Below are 26275 nucleotides of genomic sequence, written 5' to 3'. Positions count from 1 at the left end.
ATGCTCGTCATTCGACGAACACCCCACCAACCCCCAACCACCATGCGTGAACCCTCCCGCCCCGAGGTCCCGCACGAACCCCTGACCGCCTACTACCCCGACGAATCCAACCGACGCACCTGGCTGCGCGGCATGTTCGACCGCACCGCGAGCGACTACGACGCCATCGAACGCGCGATGGCGTTGGGTTCCGGCCCGTGGTATCGCAATCGGGCGCTGCGCTCGGCGGGCCTCAAGCGGGGCATGCGCGTGCTCGATGTCGGCATGGGCACCGGTCTCGTCACGAAGGAGGCCGTCGCGATCACCGGCGACGCGGCGCTCGTCACCGGAGTCGATCCGAGCCCGGGCATGGTCGGACAGGCGCAGTTGCCGGTTGGCGTCGAGACGCGTATCGGCAGTGCCGAGCAGCTGCCCTGCGATGACGTCTCATACGACTTCCTGAGCATGGGCTTTGCGCTGCGCCACGTCGGCGACCTGACCCGTGTGTTCGATGAATACTTCCGCGTGCTGGCGCCCGGCGGCCGTTTGTGCGTGCTGGAAATCACGCGCCCCGAACATGGCCTGGGTCTCGCAGCACTGAAGTTTTACATGCGCGGCGTGGTGCCGTTGATTGCGCGTGTCGTGGGGAAGAAGGGGGAAAGCGTCGAGCTGATGCGCTATTACTGGGACAGCATCGAAGCCTGCGTGCCGCCTGCGACCGTGCTGGCGGCAATCAGGAGCGCCGGTTTCATCGAAGTGCGCCGCGAGGTGGAACTCGGCATCTTCTCAGCCTACTGCGCAGTCAAACCCGGCGCAGCACAACCTGCCGACTGACCCGCATCGAGAATCACAGCAGCGCGGCCGCTCAGCAGCAGCCGCCCGGCGCATTGCACGCTGAAGCGATACAGCACCGTGTTCTCATCCCCGCCGATACGCTCGGCCTCGATATCGAGCGGCCCATCCAGCCCGTCGAGCCGATCAACGAACAGGTCCACGCCGCGCACGCTCGTCAGCAGACCGGCGCGCGGACGCTGCCCACGTTCCGTGCCGATCAGCCCACCGTGCGTCGCCATGGCTTGCGCCGCGTATTCGATGCCGCACACCGACGCGAGCCGGTCCTTGAAGCGCAACGGGTTATCGGCGGCAAGATGGCTCGTCGCGGTACAGCGGATGCGTTCCGCATTCCACGCCACGACGGATTCCAGCAGGCACATCGCGCCGTCGTGCGGAATGCGCGCGGCGATTTCATCGCGATTCAACGTCCGGGCCGCGCTCAACATACCGATTCAACTTCCACGGCAAGCTGCGTGTCGTCGAGATAATCGAGCACCACGCTCGCTGTGCGCGAGGCGGCGATTGCTTCGAGCAAAGGCAACGCCCGCGCCGCCGGATTCGACACGCGCAGCGCTTCCAGCGCGGCATCATCGAGCGCGGAGACAGGCGTCGCGCACAGCCGCGCCTCGATGCACGCGAGCGAGCGCTCGCTCTTCTGCGGCGCGAGCACGAGCGCCACGCCAAAGGCATCGTCGATCGGACGCACGCTGCGCAAGGGTTCCGGATAGTCCGTGTCGTAGGCGACGAGCAGGGTTGGAGCGCCATCGACGCTCACCTGCGCCAGGCTCTCCAGCAGCCCCGCTGCGAAGCTGCCGTCATACGCGCACAGCACGTTCGACGCCGCCATCGCGCGCGTCGCGATGCTCCAGTAGCCGGCCGGCGCGTTGTGCACCGAGTTGTGAAAACGGGTCGGCGAGAGTTGCGGCTCGTCGCTCGCGAGGGTTTCGCAGATCGCGTGGAAGTTGCCGCCATCGCCGCCGGATGCCGCGAACACGGCCGCGAGCGTCGCGGCGTCGCGGCCGCTCTGCGCCACCGCTTCATGCGCGGCGGCGAGCGCGGCGCGCACTACCGGACCCGTCCTCCGACGCTCGGCGGACGGCAGTCCGGCCGGCGCGGGCAACACGGTCCGGGCGGCATGCAGCGCGGCGCGCTGCGTCAGCACCTCCGCAGCCTGCGGCCAGTCCGCAAGCCCCGGCCCGATCACTCCGATCCCTTCGATATACGCGCGCAGCGGAATCATGCCGATCCCCCTTCGCGCGCGCCCAGCCCGAACACCAGGCTGCAATTGGTGCCCCCAAACCCGAACGAGTTGGACAGCACCGCGCGCAACGGTGCGCGGCGCGTCGCCGTGACGTAATCGAGGCCGAGCGCCGGGTCCGGTTCGGTCGTATTCGCGCCCGCCGGGATCATCTGGTGTTGCAGCGCCAGCGCCGCAATGACGGCTTCGAGTGCCCCCGCCGCGCCGAGCGTATGCCCCGTCGCGCCCTTGGTGGAACTGCACGGCACGCTGTCGAAGACGCTGTTCAGCGCGAGGCTTTCGGCGGCGTCGTTGCTCGGCGTCGCGGTGCCGTGCAGGTTCACATAGCCGATGTCGCGTGCATCGAGTCCGGCGCTCGCCAGCGCCTGTTCCATCGCCATGCGCGCGCCGAGACCTTCCGGATGCGGCGACGACATATGATGCGCATCGCTCGTTTCCCCGATACCCAGGAAGCGAATGGCCTGGGCGTCGGCCTCGGGCGTATCGCGTTCCAGCAGCCCGAAGGCCGCCGCTTCGCCGATGTTGATGCCGTTGCGATGCAGATCGAACGGCCTGCACGGTCCCGGCGCGAGCAGTTCGAGCGAATTGAAGCCGTAGAGCGTGGTGAGACACAGCGTATCGACGCCGCCCACCACGGCCACGTCGATCAGGCCGGTATCGAGCATGCGGCGCGCCGAGCCGAACACCTTCGCCCCCGACGAACACGCCGACGACACCGACACCGCCGGCCCGCGCACGCCGAAATACACGCGCACGAAGGCGGCGAGGGAAAACGGATTGTGGGTGGCGGCGTAGTTGAAGTCGGCGGGCAGTGCGCCGGTGAGCGGATCGCGGCGCTGATAGGCAAGCTCGGTTTCGAGGATGCCCGCCGTGCTCGTGCCCATGAACACGCCGACGCGCGCCGCGCCCACCCGCGCAATGGCGTCCCGCACGCGCGCGTCGAAACCGTCCTGGGTCAGCGCGATCTGCGCGAGCCGGTTGTTGCGGCAGTCGAAGGCGGAAAGATCGGCGCGGACGGGTTCGTCCTCGATGCCGGCAACCCTGCCTGTATAGGTCTTGAGATCGGCCCCGTCGAAGTCGCATGGGGCGAGTCCGCCGCGTCCTTCGACGAGCGCGGCGCGCGTCGCGTCGAGGCCGCGTCCCGCGCAACTCGTGGCGGTGAAGTGCGTCAGCAGAAAAGGGTTCACTACGGGCTCAGGCATTCGATATTCGATGAATTGTAACAAACGCTCTGTCGCGCGCCGGGCGGGGCTCAGGGGCTCAGGGGCTCAGGGGCTCAGGGGCTCAGGGGCTCAGCGACCGAGGCGGCCGATGCGCCCAAGGCGGGCGATCATCAGCCGATTTGCCTCATGCGCGCCGTCGCCCATCGGACGGGTCGTCACGTTGAAGCCGAGCGCGTCGAGCAAGGCCAGCCATTGCGCCTCGCTGCGGCAGGTCAGACCGTTCGCGCGGCCGGAGCGCGCAATCTGCATGCCGAAATCGACGGCCCGGTCGAGGCCCGCTCGCCAGCCCGCTGCCGCGTCGCTGACGCGCAGCAGCAGCACGCCGTCCGGCGCCAGACTCGTGCGGATGCGGCGCAGGACCGATTCCTGGGCGTCGGCATCGACGTAATGCAGCACGTCGCACGCGACAATCACGTCCGCTTGCGGAAACGGCGCGGCGCGAATGTCGTCGCAGACGAACTGCACGCGCGCCCGATGCGCCCGCAAGCCGATGCGCGCGCGCTCGATATCGCGCGGCGTCAGTTCGATGCCATGCAGCGAGCCCAGCAGCGGCGGCGCGGGCCAATGCCCGGGCCATGTGCCGGGCGCGCCATCGCGATGCCAGGCATGCGCGGCCATCAGCCAGGCGGCCAGCAGCCCCTGACCGCTGCCGAGATCGAGGATGCGCGCGCCGTCCGGAATCAGGCCGTGCGCGAGCAGATGGGAGAAGAAGGGATCGTGCCGCAGCTTGGCGGCCGCGAAATGCCACGCAAAGCGCCCTGCGGCGCGGAAAGGACGACGGGCTGTCTCGATGAGCTCGGCCGGGACCATGCGGGACCTGATGAACGATGGGCCCGTGCAGTCTACGCGATCGCCTCGCGCAAGGTGACGGCCGCGAGGCTGCGCGCGCCGGCCGCGTGCAACACGGTGTCGAGCGCGGCGAGGATGACCGGCGCGCCGGATGCATCGCGGGCGGTGTGGCCGTCGTGCAGCAGCAGGATGTCGCGCGGCGCAAAGCCGTCCAGCAGACGGCGCGCGACGAGCGCCGCGTCGCCGGTGCGGGTGTCGAAGCCGCGCCGCGTCCAGCTGGCGAGATGCAGGCCGAGCCCGCACAGCACCGGCTCAAGAAACGGATTGCGCAGGCCGGCCGGAGCGCGGAAGAACAGCGGCCGCGTGCCCGCGATATCGCCGAGCGTGTCCTGCGCGGCTTCGATCTCGCGCCGCAACGCGCGCGGCCCCAGCAGCGAAAAATGATGCCGATGCCGCTGGCTGTGGTTCTCCACCGCATGCCCGCGCGCAACGATTTCCCGCACGATGTCCGGATGTTCGCGCGCCCGCTCGCCGATGCAGAAGAAGGTCGCGCGAGCCTGATGCCGGTCGAGCAGGTCGAGCACGCGCGGCGTGACTTCGGGAGAAGGACCGTCGTCGATGGTGATCGCCACGCACGCGCCGGCCGCGTCCGGCAACGTCGTCCAGTTGTGGCCGAGCAGCGCGCTGCGCGGCCAGAGTCCCGCCGCCGTCAGCGCCAGATGCGAGGCCACGACGCCGCCCGCCGCCCACGGCCAGCTTGCGGGCGCCGCCAGCAGCGCGGCCAGCGCGCCCGCATGCACGGCCGCCGCGCCGCCGACGAGCGGCGTGGCACGCCAGCGGCGCGGCTGTCCGGGCGGTGCAAGCGGCGAAGTCATCGCCGGGACTCCGCACGCGGCGCGAGAATCGCCGAGAACAGCAGCGCGAGAATCGCGCCGGGGCCGACCGTGAGTCCGAAGGTTTCGAGCATCGGCACATGCGACAACGCGAGCAGGCCGAAGCCGAGCACCGTCGCGAGATTGGCGATCAGCAGCGAGACGAGCGTCTGCGGCGAAACGGCGCCGCGTTCGCCGTGCGGGCGGTAATTGAAGAACAGTGCGTAGTTCGAGCCGACCGCGACGATCAGCAGCATGCCGATCAGATGCAGGATCGTCAGCGCCTTGCCCGCCGCCGCCAGCCCGGCGATCACGACGATCACCGCCGCCACCAGCGGCGCCAGCGTGCGGGCCGCGCGCACCGGCGAGCGCAGCGCGAGCACGAGCAGCACGACGATCGCCGCAAAGCCGCCCAGCGACAGCCGGATGTCCTCGTGCACGTAGTTCTGGTAGAGCCGGTCGGCTTCGGCTTTCATGTCGACGAACAGCGCGTCGGGCACGTGCGCCTCCGCCAGCGCCGCGCGAATCCGCTGCGCCTGCAGGTCCGATCCCGCGGCGGCGCGCAGCGGCAGCATCGCGGTCCAGCGGCCATTGCTTCCGGTGAGCAGCGAATCGACGGCCAGCGCCATCGACGTGCCCTGCAAGTCGGCGCGATGCAACGGCGGCTGGGCGCGGGCCGTGTCGACATCGGCGATGAACGGCTCGAACACCTCCGGCTTGATACGAACGGTCTGCTCGCGCAGCGCGTCGGCGAGCCGCGTGCGCAGTGTGTCGGCGGGCGGCAGGCTGGCGATGCGCGCGCGCTGCGCCGCCTCGCTTGGCAGATAGCGCGCCGGGCTTTCGAAACCAGCGATCACGTGTGCATCGACGAGCGGCTGCAATGGCCGCGCGACCGCCTCCGCGCGTTCGAGCGCCGCCTGCTCCGTCGCCGCTGACACCACCACGAGATAGCGCACGTCCGGCGCGCCGACATCCGCGCGCAGGCGGGCATCGAGATCCTGGCTGGCCTTCGGCACCGGACTCAGCGCCGCGAGTTCCTGGCTCCACAGGCCGTGGCGCTGCATCAGCAGCACGGCGAGCGCGGCGATCAGCAGCACCGCGAGCGCGCCGCGCAGCTTCGAGGCGCGCGCCGCACCGCGCGCGAGCAGCGTGCCGAGGCGCGAGACATCGCGAATCGTGAAGTTGGCCGGGAGCAGATACGGCAGCACGAAACGCGTGACGACGCCCGCCGTCGCCAGGCCGACGATCGAATACAGCCCGAGTTGCACGAGGCCCGGAAAGCCCGAGAAGAGCATCGACGCGTAGCCGCAGATCGACGTCAGCACGCCCAGACGGATGGTCGGCCAGAAGCCCGCGACCCAGTCCTTGAGCGACTCGCGCCGGCCGCCGAAACGGATGCCGGCGGACTGCACGAAGAGGTAGATGGAATAGTCGACAGCCTCGCCGATCAGCGTCGTGCCGAAGCCCAGCGTCAGTCCATGCACCGTGCCGAACACGAGGCTCACGGCGGCGACCCCGGCCGCGACGCCCGTCAGCACCGGCATCAGGCCGAGCAAGAGGGTAGGCAGCGAGCGGTACACGGCCAGCAGCAACACGACGATCAACGCGATGCTCGCCGCCGACAGCCAGCGCACCTCGCGCATGATGGTGTCGCGGGTCTCGACGGCGAACACACCGGGCCCCGTCAGCAGCAGCCGATACGGCGACGCCGCCGGCGCGGCCTGCCGGAAGGCATGTTGAAGGGCGCCGAGCGCGGCGGACTGTGCGTCGGTATCGGAGCCGGCGGCGGCGGTCTGCGCGAGCAGCACGGCGCGCCGGCCGTCGCGCGACGCCCACGCGCCATCTTGCAACGGCGGCTGCGCGCCGCTGTCGAGCTGGCTGACGAGCGCGGTGACTTCGCCGGTCGGATCGTGCGGCAGCAGGTCCTTCGCCATCATGCCCGCCGACGATTCGAGCAGGTCGAGGCTGCCCGCCAGCGCATCCTTGAGGCCCGCCTCGCTGAAACGCTCGGGCGTCACGTCAGGGCTCAACTGATAGCGATGCTCGAACACGAAGCGCTCGTCGCGCGCCTGCGCGACCGGCTCGCCGTTATGGATCGCGGAGAAACGCGCGTCATTGCGCAGCGTCGCCGCCAGCTTGCGCGACACCTCGGCGCGCCCGGCCGCGTCGCCGCCCTCGATGCCGACGAGAATCAGCCGCGACACCAGTCCGTCGCGCAGTTGCTCGACCAGCACGCGTTGCTGTTCGCTCGGCGTGCGCGGCAGGAAGGCGGAGAGATCGGCGGAAAACTGCGTGCGCGCAATCACGCCCGCGCACGCCGCGAGCAGGCACACCCAGAGGATCACGGCGGGCTGGCGCAGCACCCGCCACACCGCGACGAGGCCGCGCGCGCCTGAGGACATCGGCGTCAGTGGGCGGAAGCGTCTTGCAGGCGCATCAGCGAATGATCGCCGTCGGCCTGTCTGATCTCGACGCGCGCCAGCGCCGCGCCGGTCCCGGCGAGCGTGATTTCACTGACCTTCTTCTGCATGCGCGAATCGATCGGCACGAGCGTCAGCGTCCAGTCGTTGCCCTTGCCCGTCACCGACACCCGGTACGCCTGCTCCAGCGCGAAGCGGTTGCCGGCGAGCGTCGCGCGGATGCTCTCGATGAACGCGCCCAGTTCGGGGTAATTGCGCAGCGGAATGGTGATCGTATGGCCGTTGCGGTCGACGGTGAGCATGTCGCCATCGACGACCAGGTTCTCCGGCTTCGGACTGACCGTATGCTTTTCCAGATGATCCGGGGCGACGAACACCAGTTCGCCCGACGACTCCAGCGGCTCCTGCGCGATCTTCAGATAGCGCGTCTCGGTGAAATGCGCGCGGCCGGATTTCTTCGCGCCGAGCGTGTTCATCAGGCGGTCGAGCGTCCACGCGGAGGAAGGCGCGTCGGCGGCGGTGGCGAGTGAGGAAGCGCCGCACACCAGCGCAGCGGTCAGGGCCGCGATCAAAACTCGCATAAGCTCAGGAATCCCGTGCGACTTCGGGCACGCAGGCATCTGCAGCCTGGGCGGCGCCGGATGCCTTGGCCGCGCGTTGCGGCGCGGACGCCGCATTGGCCTGCCAGAAGTCGAAATAGTTGAACCAGTTGTACGGCGCCGCCCGGCAATACTTCTCCAGCAAGGCCACGTAACGCGTGAGCGCGGCATCGACGGCGGCGGCGCGCTCGCCGCGTTCCACTTTCGAGAAATCGGCGAGCGTCTCGAAGTGGATATCGTAGCGGTTGCCGCCGAGATACAGCCCCGTCATGAAGATGACCGGCCGCCGCAACACTGCCGCCATGTGCAGCGGGCCGAGCGGAAACGCGGCAGGCGCGCCAAGGAAGTCGCGTTCCTTGAGCGTGTCGCCGGCCTGGCGCAGCGTGCGGTCCGCCAGGATGCCGACGAGGCTGCCGGCATCGAGCCGCTCGCGCACCTTGAGCATCGCGTCCACCTTGCCGAGGCCAATCACGTCGTGATGCGCGGCGGGATTCATCGCGGCGAGGATCGCGTTGATCTTGCGCGCGTTCTCCTCGTACATCGTGATCGCAATGCGAATGTGTGGCTGCGCCCGGCCGATCGCCCGCACCACCTCGAAGCTGCCGAGATGCGCGCCCATCAGGAACGCGCCGCCGCCGTCCGCGAGCACGGCCTCGACGTCCGCGACGCCGTGGGTGCGGATGTCGAACAGGTCAAAGCGATCGTTGAGCAGGTAGATGCGGTCGTGGATCGTCGAGGCGAACGAAAACACATGCCGATAGCCGTCGCGCCAGCCCGCATGCCGCCCGAGCGCGCGATTCAGATAGCTGCGCGACGCGCGTCGCGCCGCCGGCGAGAACAGCACGAAATAAGCGGTGATGAGCCGCAGCAGGACGCGCCCGGCGCGCCGGCCGAAGCGCAGCGAAATCCACGTCATGAAGCGCAGCAACGCGAAATTGCTGCGTTCCTGGCGCTCGGCCCAGTCGTCGCGGTTCATGCGCGCGCGCTTCATGTCGCTCACGTCGCGGACCGTGCGGACGGTGCGGTAAGCGAACCGCTCGCCACCGCACGCGCGCCCGCGCGGATCGTGAAGCGGATCGCGCCGCTCGCCGCCGTCTCATACGCGACGTCCAGCGCCTCGCCCGGCGCCACCGGACTCAGGAACTTGGCCGAATCGATCCGGCAGGCATCGAAACGCTGACCGAGCGCGATGCCGAGCGCATCGAGCGCGTGATCGAGCAGCACGACGCCCGGCACGATCGGCCGCCCCGGAAAGTGCCCGGCGAGCGCGGGGTGGCCGGGCGGCACGGAAAACGACAGCGCCGCGCGCCGCCCGCGTTCCTGCGCGACCAGCCGCGTCAGCACGTCGCGCGGCAGCTTGCCGGTGGCGTTGCGCGGCAGCGAATCGAAGAACAGCAGCGGACGCGGCATGAACGCGGCGTCGATGCGTTCGCGCAACGCGCGTTGCAATTCCGCCGCGTCGAGTTCCGGCGCGACGACGAGCGCCATCAGTCGGCGCACGGGTTCGTCGTCGGCGTGGGTGTCGTCGGGCATGTGAAACACGCCGTCGATGACGCCCGGAATCGCATTCAGCTGATGATTCAGGTAAGCCAGCGAAGTGCGCTTGCCCGCGATGTTGATCAGGTCCGCACGCCGTCCGTGCAGCAGGAAAAAAGCGCCGTCGATGAGTTCGAGTGCGTCGCCCATCGGCACCGGCGTCTCGACGTGTCCGCCCGAGGCCCACATGGTGGTGTCGCCGTTGTCATCGGCGCGCGGCGTCAGGGTGACATCGGGGAACAATTCCCACGCCGCCCCGCGCGAGGTGCGGCGCGTCGCGATCTGGCCGGTTTCCGTGCTGCCGTAGATTTCCATCAGCGGCGCGGCGAGCCGCGCCTCGGCGTCCAGCGCCAGTTTCTCGGACAGCGGCGCGGTAGCGGACAGCACCAGCGCGGCGGGCGGCAGCGGCGCTTCGTTGGCGAACAGCGCGCGCAGGTGGATCGGCGAGCTCACCAGCACGCGCGGTTCGGGCACGGCGGCGAGTTCGGCGCGGATATCGACCGGATAGAACGGCTGGCGGTTGCTGAACGCGAGGCCGCCGAGCAGGGCGAGCAGCACCGTCGATTCGAAACCGTACATATGCTGCGGCGGCACTGTGCCCACGAGCGTGGCGGGCGCGCCGCCGAGCAGACCGAGACGCGCCGCCGCCGCGCGCACGTTCTTCACCAGGAAGCCCCAGGTCTTGCGATGCGGCACCGGCGCGCCGGTCGAGCCCGACGTGAACACATAGGCCGCGACGCGCGCGCCGCCGATCATCGGCACATCGGGATCGTCGGCGCCGTCACAGGGCGCGGCGTCTTCGGGATAGCGCATGCGCGGCAGGTCGATCGCGCAGTCGTCGCTGTCGTGCAGGCAGAACGCGTCGGGCGCGAACGACGCCAGCGCGCGCACCATCTCGGGCGTGTGCGTGGACGGCAGCAGGCTGATGCGGCCCGATAACAGCGTCGCGCACAGGCTCACGGTGAAGCGGTAGCGGTCCGCGCAGACGTTGAACACATGCCCGCCCTCGGGCAGCGCGGCGGCCACGCGCCGCACGTCGGCGAGGAACGCGCGGACGCTGACGGGCGCGCCATCGCGCCAGGCGAGCGTCTGATCGGGCGATGCGTGGAAAACCAGCGGAAAGGTCTGCATGAGTAACGGGCCCGGCGGGATCATGGCGCGCCGCGGCGCATCTGCGTGGACTGCGAATACGCGCGGACGGCGTCCATGATGCTCGACGGCTTCATGCCCGGCAGCGCGATGCGCCTGCACGCATATTCGACGACGAACATCAGTCCGACGAGCGGCAGCGCGAGATAGTTCGCGAACGTCGACCACGTGACGATGGACGCACCCGCGAACAGCACCGTGGAGACCAGCGCCGTGGCGCTGAAGAACAGGGTCCACGCCAGCGTGACGCCGCGCGTGTAGCGCATCACGCGCGGCTCGATGCGGCCGTGGACGAGGGTGGCGAACTGGGTGCAGAGCGGCTCGCGACCGGCCGCGAGGGTGCGTCCGAAGGTCCAGGCGAGCGCGAGGTTGAAGCCCGCGTGCTCGATCCACAACCCCCAGCCGAAATGCTCGACGAGCGGCGCCCGTCCGAGCCACAGCACCACGCCGGCCAGCGCCCAGAGCGGCAGCAGCCAGGCGCGCGCCGAGGAACGCGCGGCGGCGTTCAAAAGGATCAGCGCGAGCGGCGCGAGGACCAGCGCCAGGCCGATGCCGTGCGCGCCCGGCGTGGACACCGCGTAATGCGCGGCGCACTGGTACGCGACGATGCCGGCGACGACGCCCGCCGCGCGCAGGACGCGGGCGGCCTTCACCGGCCGGACTCCGGAAGCAGATGCACCAACGGCTGCGAGCAGGCTCGCGGAAGAAAAAGAGTACGCACCATGAATTGCGGCTGCGGCGTTGTCGAAAACGCCCGTTTGTTGAACAAAAATGCGGCAGTCGCCTGCCTGACGCTTATTTTCTCGTGCGGGTGCGCGCCCGGTCTGTAACCGATTGTTCGATGCTCTTACAACCGTCGGACGGGCCGGATTCTACCCTACGGCCACCTGCGCCCGGTCCCGCGTGGAAATCACTGATTCTTCTCAGAAATTTCGCATAGGGGCCTGCCGTACGAGCGGTTACCTTTCCTACTAGGCGTCCCAAGGGGCTTCGTCTAGAATTTCGCGAACCGCAATTATCTCGAAATCAGGCCGCCGGAAGCGTGCGCAAGCGCGCGGGGCACTATCGCCGGGCGGCCTTTGGCGCGTTTTTTTGCGCCGCTCTGCAAATACGATGAACGAACTGGAAAGAGAGCTGGCCGAGCTGATCGTCGCCGATCTGAATCTCGAGGACGTCGATCCCAAGGCCGTATCGGCCGACACGCGTCTGTATGAAGAAGGTTTCGGGCTCGATTCCATCGACATCCTCGAGATCGCGCTGCTGATCTCGAAAAAATACGGGTTCGAGCTGCGCTCGGACAATCCCGACAACCAGAAGATTTTCGCCAGCCTGGGCGCGCTCGCGGCACACGTCGCGGCGCATCGCACGCGCTAGACCCCATAACGGCGCTCAGCCTCTTGGCTCGGGCGCCTTCACGCGGGTGAAATCCAGTGCCTCGAGACTGGACGGCGCAATCAACCAGCGGAGTGCAATCGATGACACAAGCCGAGCCATGCGCGCGCTCGTGACGGGCGGCAGCGGCGCCATCGGACAGGCCATCTGCCGGACCCTGGCCGCCGCGGGACACGAAGTCTGGGTGCACGCCAACGGCGGCGTCGAGCGGGCCGAAGCGTGCGTGGAGTCCATTCGCACGGCGGGCGGCACGGCGCACGCCATCGCCTTCGACGTCACCCATCCCGACGCCGCCCAGCACGCCATCGAACGCATCCTGACGGACGGGCCGGTGCAGATCCTGGTAAACAACGCCGGCATCCATGACGACGCGCCCATGGCCGGCATGACGCGCCGGCAATGGAAACGCGTCCTCGATGTCACGCTCGACGGCTTCTTCAACGTCACCCAGCCCCTGCTCCTGCCGATGATCCGCACACGCCACGGACGCATCGTCAATCTGTCGTCGGTGGCGGGGCTGATGGGCAATCGCGGACAGGTCAATTACGCCGCGGCGAAGGCCGGGCTGATCGGCGCGACGCGGGCGCTCGCGCAGGAACTGGCGTCGCGCGGCATCACGGTGAACGCGGTGGCGCCCGGCGTCATCGATTCGCCGATGCTCGGCGCGGCGTTTCCACCCGAGCGCATCAAGCAGCTGGTGCCGGCGCAGCGCGCGGGCACGGCGGAGGAAGTCGCGGGCATGGTCGCGTACCTGGTGTCGGACGCGGCGGCGTATGTCACCGGGCAAGTGCTGTCGATCAATGGCGGGATCGCCTGAACCGGCGCATCTGCCGAAACGAGACAAAACAAGGAGCGTGGATGACTGAAGCGACGCAGGCCTGGGACGTGGCCGTGATCGGCGGCGGACCGGCCGGATCGACGGCGGCGACGCTGCTCGCCGGGCGCGGCTATCGCGTGCGCGTGCTGGAGAAGGCGCGGCATCCGCGCTTTCATATCGGCGAGTCGCTGTTGCCCGCGAACCTGCGCCTGTTCGAGCAACTCGGTGTGGCCGACGAGGTTCGCCGCATCGGCATGGTCAAGCTGGCGGCGGAATTCGTGTCGCCGCAGCACGACGGGCGCATGCAGCGCTTCCTGTTCGCCGACGCCTGGGACAAGTCGATGCCGAGCGCCTATCAGGTGCGCCGCTCCGAACTCGACGAAATCCTGCTGCGCAACGCGGCCCGCCACGGCGCGGAAGTGAGCGAAGGGTGCCGCGCCCGCGAAGTCGTGTTCGCGGCGGACGGCGCGAGCGCAACCATCCACGCCGAGCACGATGACGGCCGCAGTGAGACGGTGCAGGCGCGTTTTGTCGTCGATGCCTCGGGCCGCGACACGCTGCTCGCCAATCACTTCAAGACCAAGCGGCGCAACGAGCGGCACAATTCGTCGGCGCTCTATGCGCACTTCCGCCACGCACAGCGCAACCCCGGCGAGAACGAAGGCAACATCACCGTGTTCTGGTTCGAGCACGGCTGGTTCTGGTTCATTCCGCTCGTGGACGGCACGACCAGCATCGGCGCGGTGGTGTGGCCCGCGTATCTCAGGCAGCGGCCGAAGGGCACTTCGGTGGAAGCGTTTTTCCGCGACACCATCGCGCTGTGCGCGCCGCTCGCGAAACGCCTGAAGGACGCCGAGCTCGTCAGCGAAGTCCACGCCACCGGCAATTATTCGTACACCGGCGAGATGACGCACGGGCCGAACTTCCTGCTGCTCGGCGATGCTTTCGCTTTCATCGACCCGGTGTTCTCCTCCGGCGTGATGCTGGCGATGCAAAGCGCCTTCGCGGGCGCGGAAGCCATCGACACGGCGCTGGCGCATCCGGCGCGCGCCCAGGCTGCGCTCGCGAAGTTCGACCGCGACGTGCGGCATGGCCCGCGCGAATTCTCGTGGTTCATCTATCGCATGACGTCGCCGACGATGCGCAATCTCTTCATGGGCCCGCGCAATCCGCTGCGCATGAAGGAGGCGCTGCTGTCGCTGCTGGCGGGCGACATCTTCGGCAAGACGCCGATCTGGCATTCGCTGCGCGCGTTCAAGGGCGTCTATTACGTGACGGCGGCGCTCGACTTTCGCAATTCGCTGCGTGCGTGGCGCATGCGGCGGCGCAACCTGAGCGAGGCGGAGCACATGGAGCGGCCGGCCAATTGATCACGCCGACCGTGTTCCGTCCAGCGCATCTCGCGTGGCTCGCGCTAGTCATGACGGCCTCCGCCGCAGCCGATGAAGCGCCGCCGCCTTCAAAGCCGCTCTGGGAAGTGGGCGTCGGCGCAGGCGTGGCCGCGTTTCCGCACTATCCCGGCTCGGACCAGACGCGCGCGTGGGTCTTTCCGTTTCCGTACATCGTCTACCGCGGCAAGTATCTGCGCGCCGATCGCGACGGCGTGCGCGGCCAGCTGCTCGACACCGATCGCGTGAACTTCAACATCAGCGTGCTCGGTTCGCTGCCCGTGTCGAGCCGCGACGACAACGCCCGCGCCGGCATGCCCGACCTGAAGCCGACCATCGAGGTCGGGCCTTCGGTGGAGGTGCATCTGTGGCGTTCGGCATCGCGCGACATGCAACTGGACCTGCGCATGCCGGTGCGGTTGGGCATCACGCTGGAGTCGTCGCCGAAGACGGTCGGCTGGCAGTTCACGCCGAACCTGAATCTCGATTTCACCGACGTCGGCCACGTCTCCGGGCTGCACGCGGCCGTATTCGCCGGCCCGATGTTCGCCGACAGCAAGTACAGCGACCACTACTACACCGTCGCCCCGCAATACGCGACCGCCGCGCGTCCGGCCTTCCATGCGAGCGGCGGTTACGCCGGCTCGCAGGCGCAGGTGTCGATGTCGCGGCGCTTCAGCCGCTACTGGGTCGGCGCGTTCGTGCGCTATGCGAATCTCGCGGGCGCGCACTTCGACGACAGCCCGCTCGTGCGGCAGAAGAGCGTGCTGTCGGGCGGCATCGCGGTGGCGTGGGTGTTCGGGCAGTCGTCGAAGATGGTGGCGAGCGATGAGTGACGCGCAGCGCAAGATCGGCGGCGCGGGCGAACGCATCACGGCGGGCGGCGGGCTCGAATACGCGTGGCAATGCGTGGCGTTCTACTTTGCGCTGCTGGTGCTGGCGCTCGTGTGTCTGACGTGGTGTCCGCTCGCGTGGCTGCTGCGGCGCGTGCTGTCTGCCGCTGACGGGCGGCGCGTCGGCCGCGCGGCGGTGCAGCGCGTCTGGCATCTGTATTTCGTGCTGCTGCGTTCGCTTGGCGCGTGCCGTTTCGATCTCTCGGCCCTCGATGCGCTCGCCGGCCAGCCGGCCATGATCCTCGCGCCGAACCATCCGTGCCTGCTCGACGCATTGCTGATCGCGTCGCGCGTGCCGGACACCTGCTGCGTGATGAAGGGCGATGTCGCGGGCAACGTGTTCCTCGGGCCGGGCGCGCTGCTCGCCGGCTATATCGTCAACGACTCGCCGGTCGGGCTGATTCGCGCGGCCGTCGGCGAATTGCAGCGCGGCAGTCCACTGCTGCTGTTTCCCGAAGGCACGCGCACCGGCGTCGGCTCCGGGTCCGTGAATCCGCTGAAGGGCGGCATTGCGCTGATTGCGGCGCGCGCGCAGGCGCCGGTGCAGACGCTCATCATCGAGACGGATTCGGGCTTTCTCGGCAAGGGCTGGCAGATCTTCCGCAAGCCCGCGCTGCCGATCACCTATCGCGTCACGCTCGGCCGCCGCTTCGCGCCGCCGGCACGCGATCACGCCGCGCTGCAAGGCTTCATCGCCGAATTGCAGCGCTTCTATGCCGGCGAACTGGACCCGCATCGTCCACGCGGCTGACGGGCGGGTTGTCCCGCAGCCGTTAAAATTCGTCGCATCCCGTTCTGTTCGATTTCTTCTCAATGCTTTCGTCACGCGCATCGTCCACGCACCTCGTCCTCATTCCGAGCTACAACCCCGGTGTGAAAGTCGAGGAAACCGTGCGCGGCGCGCGCGAGCAGTGGAATCCGGTGTGGGTCGTCGTGGACGGCAGCACCGACGGCAGCGCCGAACGCCTGACGCAGATGGCCGAAGCCGATGCGGGCCTGCGCGTGATCGTGTTGCCGCACAACCGCGGCAAGGGCGCGGCGATTCTCGCAGGGCTGGAGGAAGCGGCGCGGCTGGGCTTCACTCACGCGCTGACGATGGACTCGGACGGCCAGCATCCCGCCGCGCTGATTCCGCAATTCATGGAAAGCTCGCGCGCCGCGCCGGACGCGATGATCCTCGGCCGTCCGCGCTTCGACGCGAGCGCGCCGCAACTGCGCGTGCAGGGCCGGCGCATATCGAACGGCTGGGCGAATCTGGAGACGCTGTGGATGGGCATCGGCGATTCGCTGTACGGCTTTCGCGTCTATCCGATCGCGCCGCTCGCCGCCGTGATGCGCTCGCAGCCGTTCATGCGCCGCTTCGACTTCGATCCCGAAGCGGTGGTGCGGCTGTGCTGGCGCGGTGTGCGCCCGATCAACCTGGACGCGCCGGTGCGTTATTTCACGGCGGAAGAGGGCGGCGTGTCGCACTTCCAGTATGGCCGTGACAACCTCCTGCTGACGTGGATGCACCTCAGGCTGCTGGCGGGCTTCGTGCTGCGGCTGCCGCTTCTGGCCGTCCGCAGACTCATGGCTCTCATGGGGCGATGACTACGCCGGCTTGAGCACCAGCCGCGCTTCCAGTCCGCCGCCTTCGCGCCGGTGCAGCGTCAGCGAGGCGTCCATCGCGAGCGTCAGCTGACGGGCGATCGCAAGTCCCAGTCCGGTGCCGCCCGTCTGCCGGTTGCGCGATTCCTCCAGCCGCACGAAGGGCTCGAATACGGCGGCGAGCGACTCCTCGGGAATCCCCGGCCCGCGATCCAGCACCGCGATGAACGCGCGGCCGTCGTCCTGCCGTCCGGTCTCGATCTCGGCGGCGCCCGAATACTTCAGCGCGTTATCGACGAGATTGCCCACCACGCGCTTGAGCGCCTGCGGCGGCGCCATCAGCGCGCCGCCGATGCTGCCGCGCAGCGTCACGTCCTGCCCGGCATCGCGATAGTCGTCGGCGATGCTCTCGAACAGCGCGTCCGGGTCGATGCGCCGCGGCGCTTCCTGGGTGCCATGCAGCGTGCGCGCGTAGGTCACGCCTTCCTTCACGAGCGATTCCATTTCCTGCAAGTCCTGGCGCAGGCGCGCGCCGGTGGCGTCGTCGTCCATCGTGTCGACGCGCAGCCGCATGCGCGTGATCGGCGTCTGCAGGTCGTGGGTGATGGCCGCGAGAATCTGCATGCGCTGGGTCATGTACATCGCGACGCGGTCCTGCATCGCGTTGAACGCTTTCGCTGCATGCGCCACTTCCTCCGGTCCGCTTTCCGGCAGGCGGCTGGCCTTGAGATCGGGGCCGAGGGTGTCAGCGGCGCGCGCGAGCTGCTTGAGGGGCCCGGTCGCGATGCGCACCGCGAGCCAGCAGCACGCGCCCAGCACGACGAGCTGCAGCAGCAGCACCAGCGGCAGCCAGTCGGACAGCGGCATGCCGACCATCGGCCGCATGTCGATGGTGAGCGGCGTGCCGTCCGAGAGCTTCAGATGCACCTGGAAGTGTTCCTTGCCGCCGGGCACGGCGTTCACGGTGGGCGGAACGTGCGTGCCGAGGCCCGCTGCGGCGCCCGCGACCATCGATTGCGCGAAGCGCGCCGAGAGCGGCGCGGCGGGCGGCGTGCCGCTCTCGCCCGGCCCGAGGACGAAGCTGTAGCTGCGTCGCGCGAGGCGCGGCAGCCATTGCGCGCGTTCGTCCGGCGGCAGGTGATCGAGCAGCGCGACCGACGTGGCCACCTCACGCTCGACGTAGCCGACCATCATGTGGGTCATCGAGTCGTCGCGTTCGTGCATGGTCAGCAGGAACGAAAAGGTCTGCGCGAGCGCCAGCCCGACGACGAGAATCAGCGCGAGTCGCGCGAACAGCGTGCGCGGCCCGCGCAGCAGCGCCGCAGCCGGAGCGGCGGCGGCAGTCGTGGAAGCGGTGGATAGTGTGCTCATTCTGAGGGTCCGAGCGGTTTGACTTCGGCAGAAAACACATAGCCTTCGCTGCGCAGCGTCTTGATGTAACGCGGCTCGCGCGCGGTGTCGCGCAGCCGCTGGCGCACGCGCGACACGAGCAGGTCGATGCTGCGGTCGAAGGCGTCGGCCTGGCGTCCCTGGGTCAGATTCAGCAGTTGATCGCGCGTCAGCACGCGTTGCGGATGATCGAGAAACACGCGCAGCAGCCGGTATTCCGCGCCGGACAGCGAGACCATCGTGCCTTCGGCGTCCAGCAGATGACGCGCGGTGGTATCGAGTTTCCAGTCGCCGAAGCCGAGCATCGGGCTCGATTCGCTCACTTCCATGCCGGGCGGCAGCATGCGCGTGCGGCGCAACACCGACTTGATGCGCGCCAGCAACTCGCGCACCGCGAAGGGTTTGGGCAGGTAGTCGTCGGCGCCCATTTCGAGGCCGAGAATCCGGTCCGCTTCCTCGTTGCGCGCGGTGAGCATCAGCACCGGCACGTCGCGGAACTTGCCCGCGCGCAGTTCGCGGCACAGCACGAGACCGTCTTCGCCGGGCAGCATCAGGTCGAGCACGATCAGGTCCGGCGCGCCTTGCTCCAGCACTGTGCGCATCTGCCGGCCATTGGCGGCCAGCGACACGCGCATGCCGTTCTTCTCGAGATAGGACGCGAGCAGTTCGCGGATCCCGCGATCGTCGTCGACGATCAATACGTGGTCAGTGTTTTCCATCGATGGACCGTGGTCGTTGACGCCAGGATTGCATCCGGCCCGGATTGACGAGCAGGCACTGGACCGGATGGGCCAATTCGGTGGCGAGGCCGCCTGCGAGGAAGGCGAACATCGCGAGCAAGCGTTTCATGCGGGAAGCTCCGGCGGGTGACGCGTTGCTTGCGTCGATGAATGCGTTATAGCGCGTCCCGGCGGATGGTTTGTATCGCAGTGTATCCCGCATGCCGGGCGATACATAAGGTTGCCATCGCATGTCGCGGCGAACGGCGGCGCGCGCGGCCTTCGTATCTCACTGTATCTGCCGCGTGGCCGATACAAAACATTGCAGCGGACCTGCTTGCCGGACACATGCCGGATACCTCCGGGCATTCAAATGCATCCACCGACGGCGCAGCAGGGACTTTCAGCCGACGCACCCGTCATCCCTAATCACTCTCTCGTATGGAGCACCGATCATGATCAAGCACTTCGTTACCGCCGCCATCATCGCCGCCAGCGCGGCCGCCACCGGTTCCGCTTTCGCCAGCAGCGGCTACGGCCCCGCGCCGCACTACGACCCGCTGGCCGGCGCGCCCGCCTCGCAGCGCGGCGTCAGCGTGCAGACCCTCGCGCAGGAAGCCGCAGCCGCGCCGGCCGAGGCCTACGGCGGCATGGACGACACCCGGTCGCAATCCGGCGCGCGCGCCGTGGCGGTCAGCGACACCGCCCGGCTGTTCGCTCATCACTAAACCATTCAGTTCAATCAGTCATCAACAGAGGACAGGGATTAATCATGACCACTCAGATCGATACCGTGCTGTACACCGGCAAGACCCGCGTCGTCGGCGGCCGCGAAGGCCATGCGCGCAGCACCGACGGCCGTCTCGACGTGAAGCTCTCGCCGCCGGGCTCGACCGGACCGGGCACGAATCCGGAACAGATGCTGGCCGCGGGCTGGTCGGCGTGCTTCATCGGCGCGATGGGCAAGGCCGCCGCGAAACTGAAGACGCGCCTGCCCGCCGGGACGGCCGTCGACGCGGAAGTGGATCTCGGCATGAACGGCGATGCCTATCTGCTGCGTGCGCGCCTGAACGTGAGCCTGCCGGGCATCGAGCGCGCACTGGCCGAAGAGATCGCGCAGATGGCGCATCAGACCTGTCCGTATTCGAAGGCGCTGAAGAGCAATATCGACGTGACGATCACCGTGGTCTGACGCGGCCCGGAAGGGGCGCCCGCGTTAGACTGGGCGCTTCTCAAGACGACCCGGCGCCGCCGATCCTCCAATGGACCGAATCGACGCGATGAAAGTCTTCATCGCCACGCTGGACGAAGGCAGCCTGGCGGGCGCGGGACGGCGGCTCGGCCGCTCGCCCGCCGCCGTGAGCCGGGCGATTGCGTTCCTGGAGGAGCACACGGGCACGGCGCTGCTGCATCGCACGACGCGCACCATCAAGCTGTCCGACGCCGGCGAGCGCTATGCCGCCGCGTGCCGCCGGATCCTCACCGATCTCGAGGAAGCCGATCTCCTGATCGCCCACGAACGCTCCGCGCCGCGCGGCCTGTTGACGCTGACCGCGCCGGTCGCGGCGGGCGAAGATCTGCTGCGCCCCATGCTCGACGACTTCATCGCGCGCTTTCCGGCGGTTTCCGTGCGGCTGCAACTGCTGGACCGGCCGGTGAGCCTGATCGACGAGGGCATCGATATCGCGCTGCGCATCGGGCATCTGCCGGACTCGACCCTGGTGGCGGTGCCAGTGGGCGAGGTGCGGCGCGTCGTGGCGGCGTCGCCGCGCTATCTGGCGAAGCATCCGCCGATTCTCCAGCCCGCCGATCTCGCCCGCCACGAGATTGTCTCGATGACCCATTTCGGCCTGGATTCGTGGAGCTTTCCAACCTCGGGCGGCGTGGCGATTCCGCAAGTCGTGCAGTTCGCGCCGCGTTTCATCGTCAATACGGTGCGGGCGGCGATTGCTTCGGCGGTGGATGGGCACGGCCTCGTGCGGCTGTTCTCGTATCACGTCGCGAAGGAAGTGCGCGATGCGTCGCTGCAGATCGTGCTCGATGATCGCGAGCACGCGCCGTTGCCCGTACATCTGCTCACACCGCACGGACGCCTTGCCGTGCCGAAGGTGCGCGCATTCGTCGATTTCGCGACACCGCGCCTGCGCCGCGAATTCAAGCGGCTGCGACTGGATTGATTTTCATGTGATTCAACCGCCGCTCGGAAGAGTGTCTTCCATTGAGTGCTGATTCTCTCGACATCCGGTTGAAACTATATTGACTCCATGGGCAGGATGCGTAGACCGCGTTCGCCGCAGTCGTGGAGGCGGTATGAGTGATGCAGTTTTCAATCGGACGGAACGCAGCACGTTTCAGGTGTGGCGCGGCGTGCTGGCCGGCGCGAGTGCAAGTCTGGTGGGCATCGGGCTGGCGCGTTTTGCGTACACGCCGCTGTTGCCGGCGATCATCGGCGCGCAGTGGTTTCCGGCCTCGACGGCCGCCTATCTCGGCGCGGCCAATCTCGGCGGCTATCTCGCCGGCGCGTTGATGGCGGGTGTCTTCGCCCGCCACGCGCGCGCCGCGACGGTGCTGCGCGCGATGATGGTGCTCGCCACGCTGGCATTCGTCGCCTGCGCGATCCCGCTGTCGTTCGTATGGTTCTTCGCGTGGCGCTTTCTCTCGGGCATCGCGGGCGGCGCGCTGATGGTACTCGCCGCGCCGACGATCATCGCGCACGTCGCGCCCGCGCGGCGCGGCTTTGCGAGCGGGGCGATCTTCACGGGCATCGGGCTGGGCATCGCGGCCTCGGGCACGATCGTGCCGTTGCTGCTGCGGCATGGACTCACGGCGACGTGGCTCGGGCTCGCGGTGGTGTCGCTGCTGCTGACCGTTGTCGCGTGGCGGGGCTGGCCTGCGCAGGATGCACCCGCTCATGTGACTCATGTGACTCAAGCAGCGCCGCGCCGTCACGCGAAGGCCGCGCGGCCGACCGCGTTGCGCGCGCTCTTCGCCGAATACGCGCTGAACGCGGCCGGTCTGGTGCCGCACATGATTTTCCTGGTGGATTTCGTCGCGCGCGGTCTCGGCAAGGGTGTCGATGCCGGCGCCGAGTTCTGGGTGCTGTACGGCATCGGCGCGATTGCCGGGCCGTTGCTGGCCGGTCATCTCGCCGATCGCGCCGGCTTCGGGCCGGCACTGCGCGTGGCTTATCTGCTGCAGGCCTTGGCCGTCGCGATTCCCGCGCTGACCTCGAACACGGCGCTGCTGATGGTGTCGAGCGTGATGGTCGGCGCGTTCACGCCGGGCATCGTGCCGCTCGTGCTGGGGCGGGTCAACGAACTGCTCGCGCATCATCCGGCGGAGCAGAAGGGCGCGTGGCGCACCGCGACGACGTCCTTCGCCATCCTGCAGGCGCTCGCGGCGTACGGCATGTCGTTTCTCTTTGCGAACAGCGGCGGCGACTACCGCTTGCTGTTCGGCATCGGCGCGGGGGCGCTCGTGATGGCGCTCGCCATCGACCTGTTCGCGGCGACACGGGGAGAAACGCGATGAGCCAGATCATGTCAGCGGCCGTGCCGCCTGCTGGCTACGCCGAACGCAACGCCGGCTACTGGCGGCGCAATCTCGCGGTGTGCGTGTTCGGTTCCTTCACGACGCTCGTCAGTCTCAGCATGCTGCTGCCGTTCCTGCCGCTCTACGTACGGCAGCTGGGCGTCGAGTCGCAGGCGGGTGTGATCCAGTGGTCAGGCGTCGCGTTCAGCGCGACCTTTCTCGGCACCGCCGTCACCGCGCCGCTCTGGGGCCGGCTCGCCGACCGCTACGGCCGCAAGCCGATGCTCGTGCGCGCCGCCATCGGCATGGCGGTGGTGATGTCGCTGATCGGCGTCGCGCATTCGGTGTATGAGCTCGTGGCGCTGCGGCTGCTGGCGGGGTTGATCGGCGGCTATGCGTCGGCCTCGACGGTGCTGATCGGCACGCAGGCCCCGCGCGAACGTGCGGGCTGGGCGCTCGGGATTCTCTCGACGGGCGCGCTCGCCGGCAATCTCGCCGGGCCGCTGGTGGGCGGGTTCCTGCCTGGGCTGATCGGCATACGCGGGACCTTCTTCGCGGGCGCGGGGATGATCGCGGTGGCCGCGCTGCTGAGCATCGTGTTCGTCAGGGAGGACTTCCATCCCGGCGATGCCAAGCGCCGCGGCGCGCGCCATGTTGCCGAACCGGCCCGGCGCACGAATTACGCGGTGGTCGCCGCGCTGCTCGCGACGGCGATGATGGTGCTGCTCGCCAACATGTCGATCGAGCCGATCATCACGGTGTACATCAGCGGTCTCGGCGTGGCGGGCGATCACGTGACGCGCATCGCGGGCCTCGTGATGGCGTGCTCGGCGCTTGGCAGCATGTTGACGGCGGCGCGGCTGGGCGCGCTGGCGGATCGTATCGGCAGCTGGAACGTGATCGTCGGCTGTCTCGTGCTGACGGGTTTCGCGATGCTGCCGCAAGCCTTTGTGCACCACTGGTGGCAGCTCGCCGGACTGCGCGTGGTGATGGGCATGACGCTGGCGGGACTGCTGCCGTCCATCGCCAAGCTCGCGCGCAGTGCCGTCGATGAGAACAGCAGCGGCACGCTGCTCGGATATCTGCAATCCGCGCAGTTCAGCGGACAGGTGATCGGGCCGGTGATCGGCGGGCAGATCGGCGTGATGCTCGGCCTGCATTCGGTGTTTTTTGTGACGGGCAGTTTGTTGATCGCGTGCGCGGGGCTTGCGGGGTGGGCGCGCACGCGGTGAGGTTCGGCGCCCGGGTGGGCGCGCCTGGGAAGGTTAGTCGCTCTGGGTGGAGGACGTATCGACGGAGTTTGTGTCCGGTTGTGAAGCGGTGGGGGCTTCCGGAGCTTCCTTGGCCGGAGCGTCGCTGTTCACAGCCGTGGTGTCGGGCTGGTTGGCAGGGTCGGCTGCGGCGGGCGTTTGCTCAGCGGAGGGCAGGGCTTCCGGCTGTTGCTGCTGTGTCGGAGTTTGTGTTGGCTGTTGCTCCTGTTGCTCCTGTTGATCCTGTTGATCCCGTTGATCCTGTTGCGACGGAGTCTGTGTTGCCGGCTGCTGCTGTTGCGTCGGAGCCGGTGCCAACTGCAACCGCGTTGGAGTCTGCGCCTGTGCGCTGGCGAGCTGTGGTGCCGCGGCGCCCGGCTGCTGCCATGTCGCATAGTTCACGTTGTTTTGCGGCGTCAGCGCCTGCCCATGAATATTCGACTCGTTGCCGTTGGCGTCGACCGAGTAGTTGTCATGCCGGCTTGATTCGCCTTCGTTACGTCGCGGCCGTCGTTCTTGAAGTTGGAAACCGTCAACGTCCCCCCCGGACCCTCGCCGTGATCGTAGCCGATCAAATGCGTGGGCTTGCCGCTGCTGTCAAAGCTGTCCTGTCTCGCTTCCTTGCCATTTTCGTTGAACGAGTAAATGGTGTGACTGCCGTCAGGCCGTGTAACCAGGCGGTTCAATTCGCGGCCGCTTTGCGGATCGAAATAACTCTGCGTGGTCGCTTCAACGGCTGCAAGGCGGTCTGCTGATCGGGTGTTGTCTGCCGCTGCGCTGCGGTTTGCATGGCCGTCGCCGGTTGCTGCTGGAGCGCGGTCTGCGGGGTCATCGTCGGCTGCTGCCCGGCGTTCTGTGAGGCATCGTCCATGGGTTGCTGAGCCGGAGGCTCGGGAGCCTGGGCCGTCTGTTGCTGAGTTGCTGCCTGAGGTGAAGGCGCGGCCTCCGATTGCGTATCGGCTCCGTTTTCCGGCGTGTCAGCCTCGGATCGCCACTTCAAATAATCCCGAAATTCATTCGCCGTCAATGGCCGGCTTTGAATATTCGTTTCCTTGCCATCCTTGCCATCCTTGCCGACGTCATAAGTCATCAACGCGTTCTGCCCCAGCTTGGACACCGTGCGACTGCCGTCGGGATGGAACTTGACCTTGGTAAGCGTGCCGCCCCGGCCTTCGCCGGGATCGAAACCGTCGACTGGAGGGGCTTGCGCGAGGCGTCGTATTCGTGCAGCGAGCCGACGTTGCGGCGGCCGTTATAGTCCTTAACGCTGTAACCGCCGTCGGGTTTCTGAGTGACGCGGTTCAGGTTCTGATGACTTTGAGGATCGAGATAGTCGGTGGTGGTTTGCTGAGGATAGGGGCTCTGACCAACGCGCATGGCATTCTCCTGTTCGAGGAAGTTGAGGAAATGGGATGCGTGCCGCCGCCACCGGCAACACGGCCGCACGACGCGCCGCCATCACAGTGTCGGTTTGGAACGATGGGCCCGGGCGTGATCGCGGCATTGGTTGGGGTAGTGGCAAGGGCCATCAAGAAGCTGTCGGAACTGTCCCCGGGAATGCAGCGCATCTGCTTCCCTTCATCAATTTCACAATTCAGACTTTAATCATTCCGTTGCAGGCCTGGATGCAGGAGGCTTGATAGCTTCGATCAACGAGGCTTCGGGCGCATGATGCAGACAGGGCACCTTATCCATCTGGTTGACCATTGCCGGATCGATCTCAAGCTGAGCATGGCGGAAATCCATGTTCAGCAGTCAATCGGCAGGGAAGAAGTCTGATGGGCATGCCGGCGGTCACGCACCTGACGCCCGTCGTCGGCGTGGACGTGCATCTGATTCAGACGCCTGCGGGCGTCGTCATGCCGCTGCCGCATCCGCACGTGGGCTTCGTGCTCGATCCGATGGAATACCTGTCGACGCTGCCGGAAGGTGTCGGCAGCATGGTGTCGACGGGCATGATGGCGATGAGTGCGGGAGCCATCGTCAAGCTTGGGATGCGCAGTGTGAGCGCGGCGGCGGTCGCGGCGGGCGCGATGGCCGCTGCGGTGACTGCCGGCGGTGGCGGTGGTCCGATCTGGATCAACGGCCTGATGCGCTCGACCGCCGGCACGCAGACCATGCATCTGCCTGGGCTGCATTTTCCGATCGGCGGTGTCTTTACTGGCTCTGATGCGCCCAAGCCCGCGGGTAACGGCGAGGCCTTCCTAGGCAGCATGACCGTGCAGGCCAACGGTGATCCTATGGCCTATGCGGTGCTGCCCGCGCTGACCTGCTGGTTCACGGGCATGCTTTCGCTGTCACACAACAGTGAGCACACCCGGCGTGGAAGCATGTCGCTGCCCACCTCGATCATGCTGCCGATTCCGGCATCCCGTCCGGTGCTGGTGGGCGGTCCGCCCGTGCCCAGCATCGCGGCGCTCGCGGGCATGGCGATGCGTGCAGCCTTCTCGCATGGCCTGTCCAAACCGTCGCGTGCCTGCCACGTGTCCAGAGCGATTCAGGATCGCGTGGGCAACGGACGATGGGGCAACTTCGTCAGACTCGTCGCTCAATGGGTCTTTGGCGAACCGGTCAACGGCATCACGGGTGAGGTCGTGGTGCAGCAGCACGATTTCACCGTGCCGGGACGGCTGCCGCTCGTGTGGAACCG

30 protein-coding genes are annotated in these 26275 nt (G+C 68.0%); 13 read left to right on the top strand and 17 right to left on the bottom strand.

What is annotated here, in order from left to right; genetic code table 11:
• The first annotated feature begins 42 nt into the window (after positions 1-42).
• Entirely contained in the window at positions 43-813 is a 771-nt protein-coding gene (locus QCE62_RS24885; protein WP_309924234.1) for a class I SAM-dependent methyltransferase, read from the top strand.
• On the opposite strand, the gene QCE62_RS24880 is transcribed toward QCE62_RS24885, so the two are convergent.
• The 10 genes from QCE62_RS24880 to QCE62_RS24835 form a co-directional block, all read right to left on the bottom strand.
• The gene (locus tag QCE62_RS24880) at positions 771-1259 is read right to left on the bottom strand and encodes a hotdog family protein (RefSeq protein WP_309924232.1); all 489 of its coding nucleotides are present in this window, start codon (positions 1257-1259) and stop codon (positions 771-773) included. The two genes, QCE62_RS24885 and QCE62_RS24880, sit on opposite strands and share 43 nt — an antisense overlap.
• Positions 1253-2053 (bottom strand): beta-ketoacyl synthase chain length factor, encoded by an 801-nt coding sequence (locus QCE62_RS24875; protein WP_309924230.1) that lies wholly within the window; start codon positions 2051-2053, stop codon positions 1253-1255. The genes QCE62_RS24880 and QCE62_RS24875 overlap by 7 nt, the downstream gene beginning before the upstream one ends.
• The gene (locus tag QCE62_RS24870; RefSeq protein ID WP_309925287.1) at positions 2050-3258 is read right to left on the bottom strand and encodes a beta-ketoacyl-[acyl-carrier-protein] synthase family protein; all 1209 of its coding nucleotides are present in this window, start codon (positions 3256-3258) and stop codon (positions 2050-2052) included. Before QCE62_RS24870 ends, QCE62_RS24875 begins: the two co-directional genes overlap by 4 nt.
• Positions 3259-3363: 105 nt before the next feature.
• Positions 3364-4104, bottom strand: a complete 741-nt coding sequence (locus QCE62_RS24865) for a class I SAM-dependent methyltransferase (protein WP_309924229.1) — start codon at positions 4102-4104, stop codon at positions 3364-3366.
• A 32-nt stretch (positions 4105-4136) separates the two neighbouring features.
• On the bottom strand, positions 4137-4958 hold the full coding sequence (locus QCE62_RS24860; protein ID WP_309924227.1) for a polysaccharide deacetylase family protein: 822 nt from the start codon (positions 4956-4958) through the stop codon (positions 4137-4139).
• On the bottom strand, positions 4955-7357 hold the full coding sequence (locus tag QCE62_RS24855; RefSeq protein ID WP_309924225.1) for an MMPL family transporter: 2403 nt from the start codon (positions 7355-7357) through the stop codon (positions 4955-4957). Before QCE62_RS24855 ends, QCE62_RS24860 begins: the two co-directional genes overlap by 4 nt.
• A gap of 5 nt (positions 7358-7362) precedes the next feature.
• Complete coding sequence (locus QCE62_RS24850; RefSeq protein ID WP_309924223.1) at positions 7363-7956, bottom strand: LolA-related protein; 594 nt, start codon at positions 7954-7956, stop codon at positions 7363-7365.
• Between the two features lie 4 nt (positions 7957-7960).
• Entirely contained in the window at positions 7961-8950 is a 990-nt protein-coding gene (locus QCE62_RS24845; protein ID WP_309925285.1) for an acyl-CoA synthetase, read from the bottom strand.
• 20 nt (positions 8951-8970) lie between these two features.
• Positions 8971-10641, bottom strand: a complete 1671-nt coding sequence (locus QCE62_RS24840; RefSeq protein ID WP_309924221.1) for an AMP-binding protein — start codon at positions 10639-10641, stop codon at positions 8971-8973.
• A 20-nt stretch (positions 10642-10661) separates the two neighbouring features.
• Positions 10662-11312, bottom strand: coding sequence for a hypothetical protein (locus QCE62_RS24835; protein WP_309924220.1), 651 nt, complete (start codon positions 11310-11312; stop codon positions 10662-10664).
• 460 nt (positions 11313-11772) lie between these two features.
• On the opposite strand from QCE62_RS24835, the gene QCE62_RS24830 reads away from it, so the two are divergent.
• The 6 genes from QCE62_RS24830 to QCE62_RS24805 all read left to right on the top strand — a co-directional run bounded on the left by QCE62_RS24830 (position 11773) and on the right by QCE62_RS24805 (position 16739).
• A complete protein-coding gene (locus QCE62_RS24830) occupies positions 11773-12033 on the top strand; it encodes a phosphopantetheine-binding protein (RefSeq protein ID WP_309907769.1) in 261 nt (86 codons plus the stop codon).
• Positions 12034-12151: 118 nt separating this feature from the next.
• Positions 12152-12868 (top strand): 3-oxoacyl-ACP reductase FabG, encoded by a 717-nt coding sequence (gene fabG, locus QCE62_RS24825; RefSeq protein ID WP_309924218.1) that lies wholly within the window; start codon positions 12152-12154, stop codon positions 12866-12868.
• Positions 12869-12909: 41 nt separating this feature from the next.
• A complete protein-coding gene (locus QCE62_RS24820) occupies positions 12910-14238 on the top strand; it encodes an NAD(P)/FAD-dependent oxidoreductase (protein ID WP_309924216.1) in 1329 nt (442 codons plus the stop codon).
• Positions 14235-15092 carry a MipA/OmpV family protein gene (locus tag QCE62_RS24815; protein ID WP_309924214.1) on the top strand — a complete coding sequence of 286 codons (858 nt, stop codon included), beginning with the start codon at positions 14235-14237 and terminating at the stop codon, positions 15090-15092. Before QCE62_RS24820 ends, QCE62_RS24815 begins: the two co-directional genes overlap by 4 nt.
• Complete coding sequence (locus QCE62_RS24810; protein ID WP_309924212.1) at positions 15085-15900, top strand: lysophospholipid acyltransferase family protein; 816 nt, start codon at positions 15085-15087, stop codon at positions 15898-15900. The genes QCE62_RS24815 and QCE62_RS24810 overlap by 8 nt, the downstream gene beginning before the upstream one ends.
• A 62-nt stretch (positions 15901-15962) precedes the next feature.
• A complete protein-coding gene (locus tag QCE62_RS24805) occupies positions 15963-16739 on the top strand; it encodes a glycosyltransferase family 2 protein (RefSeq protein WP_309924210.1) in 777 nt (258 codons plus the stop codon).
• On the opposite strand, the gene QCE62_RS24800 is transcribed toward QCE62_RS24805, so the two are convergent.
• From QCE62_RS24800 to QCE62_RS24790, 3 genes are read right to left on the bottom strand one after another with little or no spacing between them, the layout of a single operon-like run.
• Positions 16740-18107: a HAMP domain-containing sensor histidine kinase gene (locus QCE62_RS24800; protein WP_309924209.1), complete on the bottom strand. Its 1368-nt coding sequence runs from the start codon at positions 18105-18107 to the stop codon at positions 16740-16742.
• A complete protein-coding gene (locus QCE62_RS24795) occupies positions 18104-18844 on the bottom strand; it encodes a response regulator (protein ID WP_309924206.1) in 741 nt (246 codons plus the stop codon). The genes QCE62_RS24800 and QCE62_RS24795 overlap by 4 nt, the downstream gene beginning before the upstream one ends.
• Positions 18831-18974 (bottom strand): hypothetical protein, encoded by a 144-nt coding sequence (locus QCE62_RS24790; protein ID WP_309924204.1) that lies wholly within the window; start codon positions 18972-18974, stop codon positions 18831-18833. The genes QCE62_RS24795 and QCE62_RS24790 overlap by 14 nt, the downstream gene beginning before the upstream one ends.
• Positions 18975-19299: 325 nt before the next feature.
• Here QCE62_RS24790 and QCE62_RS24785 point away from each other — a divergent pair, with 325 nt between their 5' ends.
• From QCE62_RS24785 to QCE62_RS24765, 5 genes are all read left to right on the top strand, one after another.
• Positions 19300-19572 (top strand): hypothetical protein, encoded by a 273-nt coding sequence (locus QCE62_RS24785; protein ID WP_309924202.1) that lies wholly within the window; start codon positions 19300-19302, stop codon positions 19570-19572.
• A 44-nt stretch (positions 19573-19616) separates the two neighbouring features.
• Positions 19617-20036 (top strand): organic hydroperoxide resistance protein, encoded by a 420-nt coding sequence (locus tag QCE62_RS24780; RefSeq protein ID WP_309924200.1) that lies wholly within the window; start codon positions 19617-19619, stop codon positions 20034-20036.
• Positions 20037-20106: 70 nt separating this feature from the next.
• Entirely contained in the window at positions 20107-21021 is a 915-nt protein-coding gene (locus QCE62_RS24775) for a LysR family transcriptional regulator (RefSeq protein ID WP_309924198.1), read from the top strand.
• Between the two features lie 133 nt (positions 21022-21154).
• The gene (locus tag QCE62_RS24770; RefSeq protein WP_309924195.1) at positions 21155-22375 is read left to right on the top strand and encodes a YbfB/YjiJ family MFS transporter; all 1221 of its coding nucleotides are present in this window, start codon (positions 21155-21157) and stop codon (positions 22373-22375) included.
• Positions 22372-23607, top strand: coding sequence for an MFS transporter (locus QCE62_RS24765; protein WP_309924191.1), 1236 nt, complete (start codon positions 22372-22374; stop codon positions 23605-23607). The genes QCE62_RS24770 and QCE62_RS24765 overlap by 4 nt, the downstream gene beginning before the upstream one ends.
• A 33-nt stretch (positions 23608-23640) precedes the next feature.
• Here the strand turns inward: QCE62_RS24765 and QCE62_RS24760 are convergent, their stop codons facing one another.
• The 4 genes from QCE62_RS24760 to QCE62_RS24745 form a co-directional block, all read right to left on the bottom strand.
• Positions 23641-24027: a hypothetical protein gene (locus tag QCE62_RS24760; protein ID WP_309924189.1), complete on the bottom strand. Its 387-nt coding sequence runs from the start codon at positions 24025-24027 to the stop codon at positions 23641-23643.
• A gap of 280 nt (positions 24028-24307) precedes the next feature.
• Positions 24308-24742, bottom strand: coding sequence for a hypothetical protein (locus QCE62_RS24755; protein WP_309924187.1), 435 nt, complete (start codon positions 24740-24742; stop codon positions 24308-24310).
• The gene (locus QCE62_RS24750) at positions 24715-25002 is read right to left on the bottom strand and encodes a hypothetical protein (protein ID WP_309924185.1); all 288 of its coding nucleotides are present in this window, start codon (positions 25000-25002) and stop codon (positions 24715-24717) included. The genes QCE62_RS24755 and QCE62_RS24750 overlap by 28 nt, the downstream gene beginning before the upstream one ends.
• A gap of 228 nt (positions 25003-25230) precedes the next feature.
• Positions 25231-25371, bottom strand: a complete 141-nt coding sequence (locus QCE62_RS24745; protein WP_309924183.1) for a hypothetical protein — start codon at positions 25369-25371, stop codon at positions 25231-25233.
• Positions 25372-25403: 32 nt separating this feature from the next.
• Between QCE62_RS24745 and QCE62_RS24740 the strand changes: the two genes are divergently transcribed.
• On the top strand, positions 25404-26275 hold an 872-nt coding region (locus QCE62_RS24740; RefSeq protein ID WP_309924181.1), incomplete at its 3' end, for a DUF6531 domain-containing protein.

It is taken from the genome of Caballeronia sp. LZ033, assembly GCF_031451265.1.
Classification (GTDB): Bacteria; Pseudomonadota; Gammaproteobacteria; order Burkholderiales; family Burkholderiaceae; genus Caballeronia.
The sequence above is the reverse complement of the archived record's forward strand: the minus strand, read 5'-3'. Positions and strand labels throughout refer to the sequence as shown.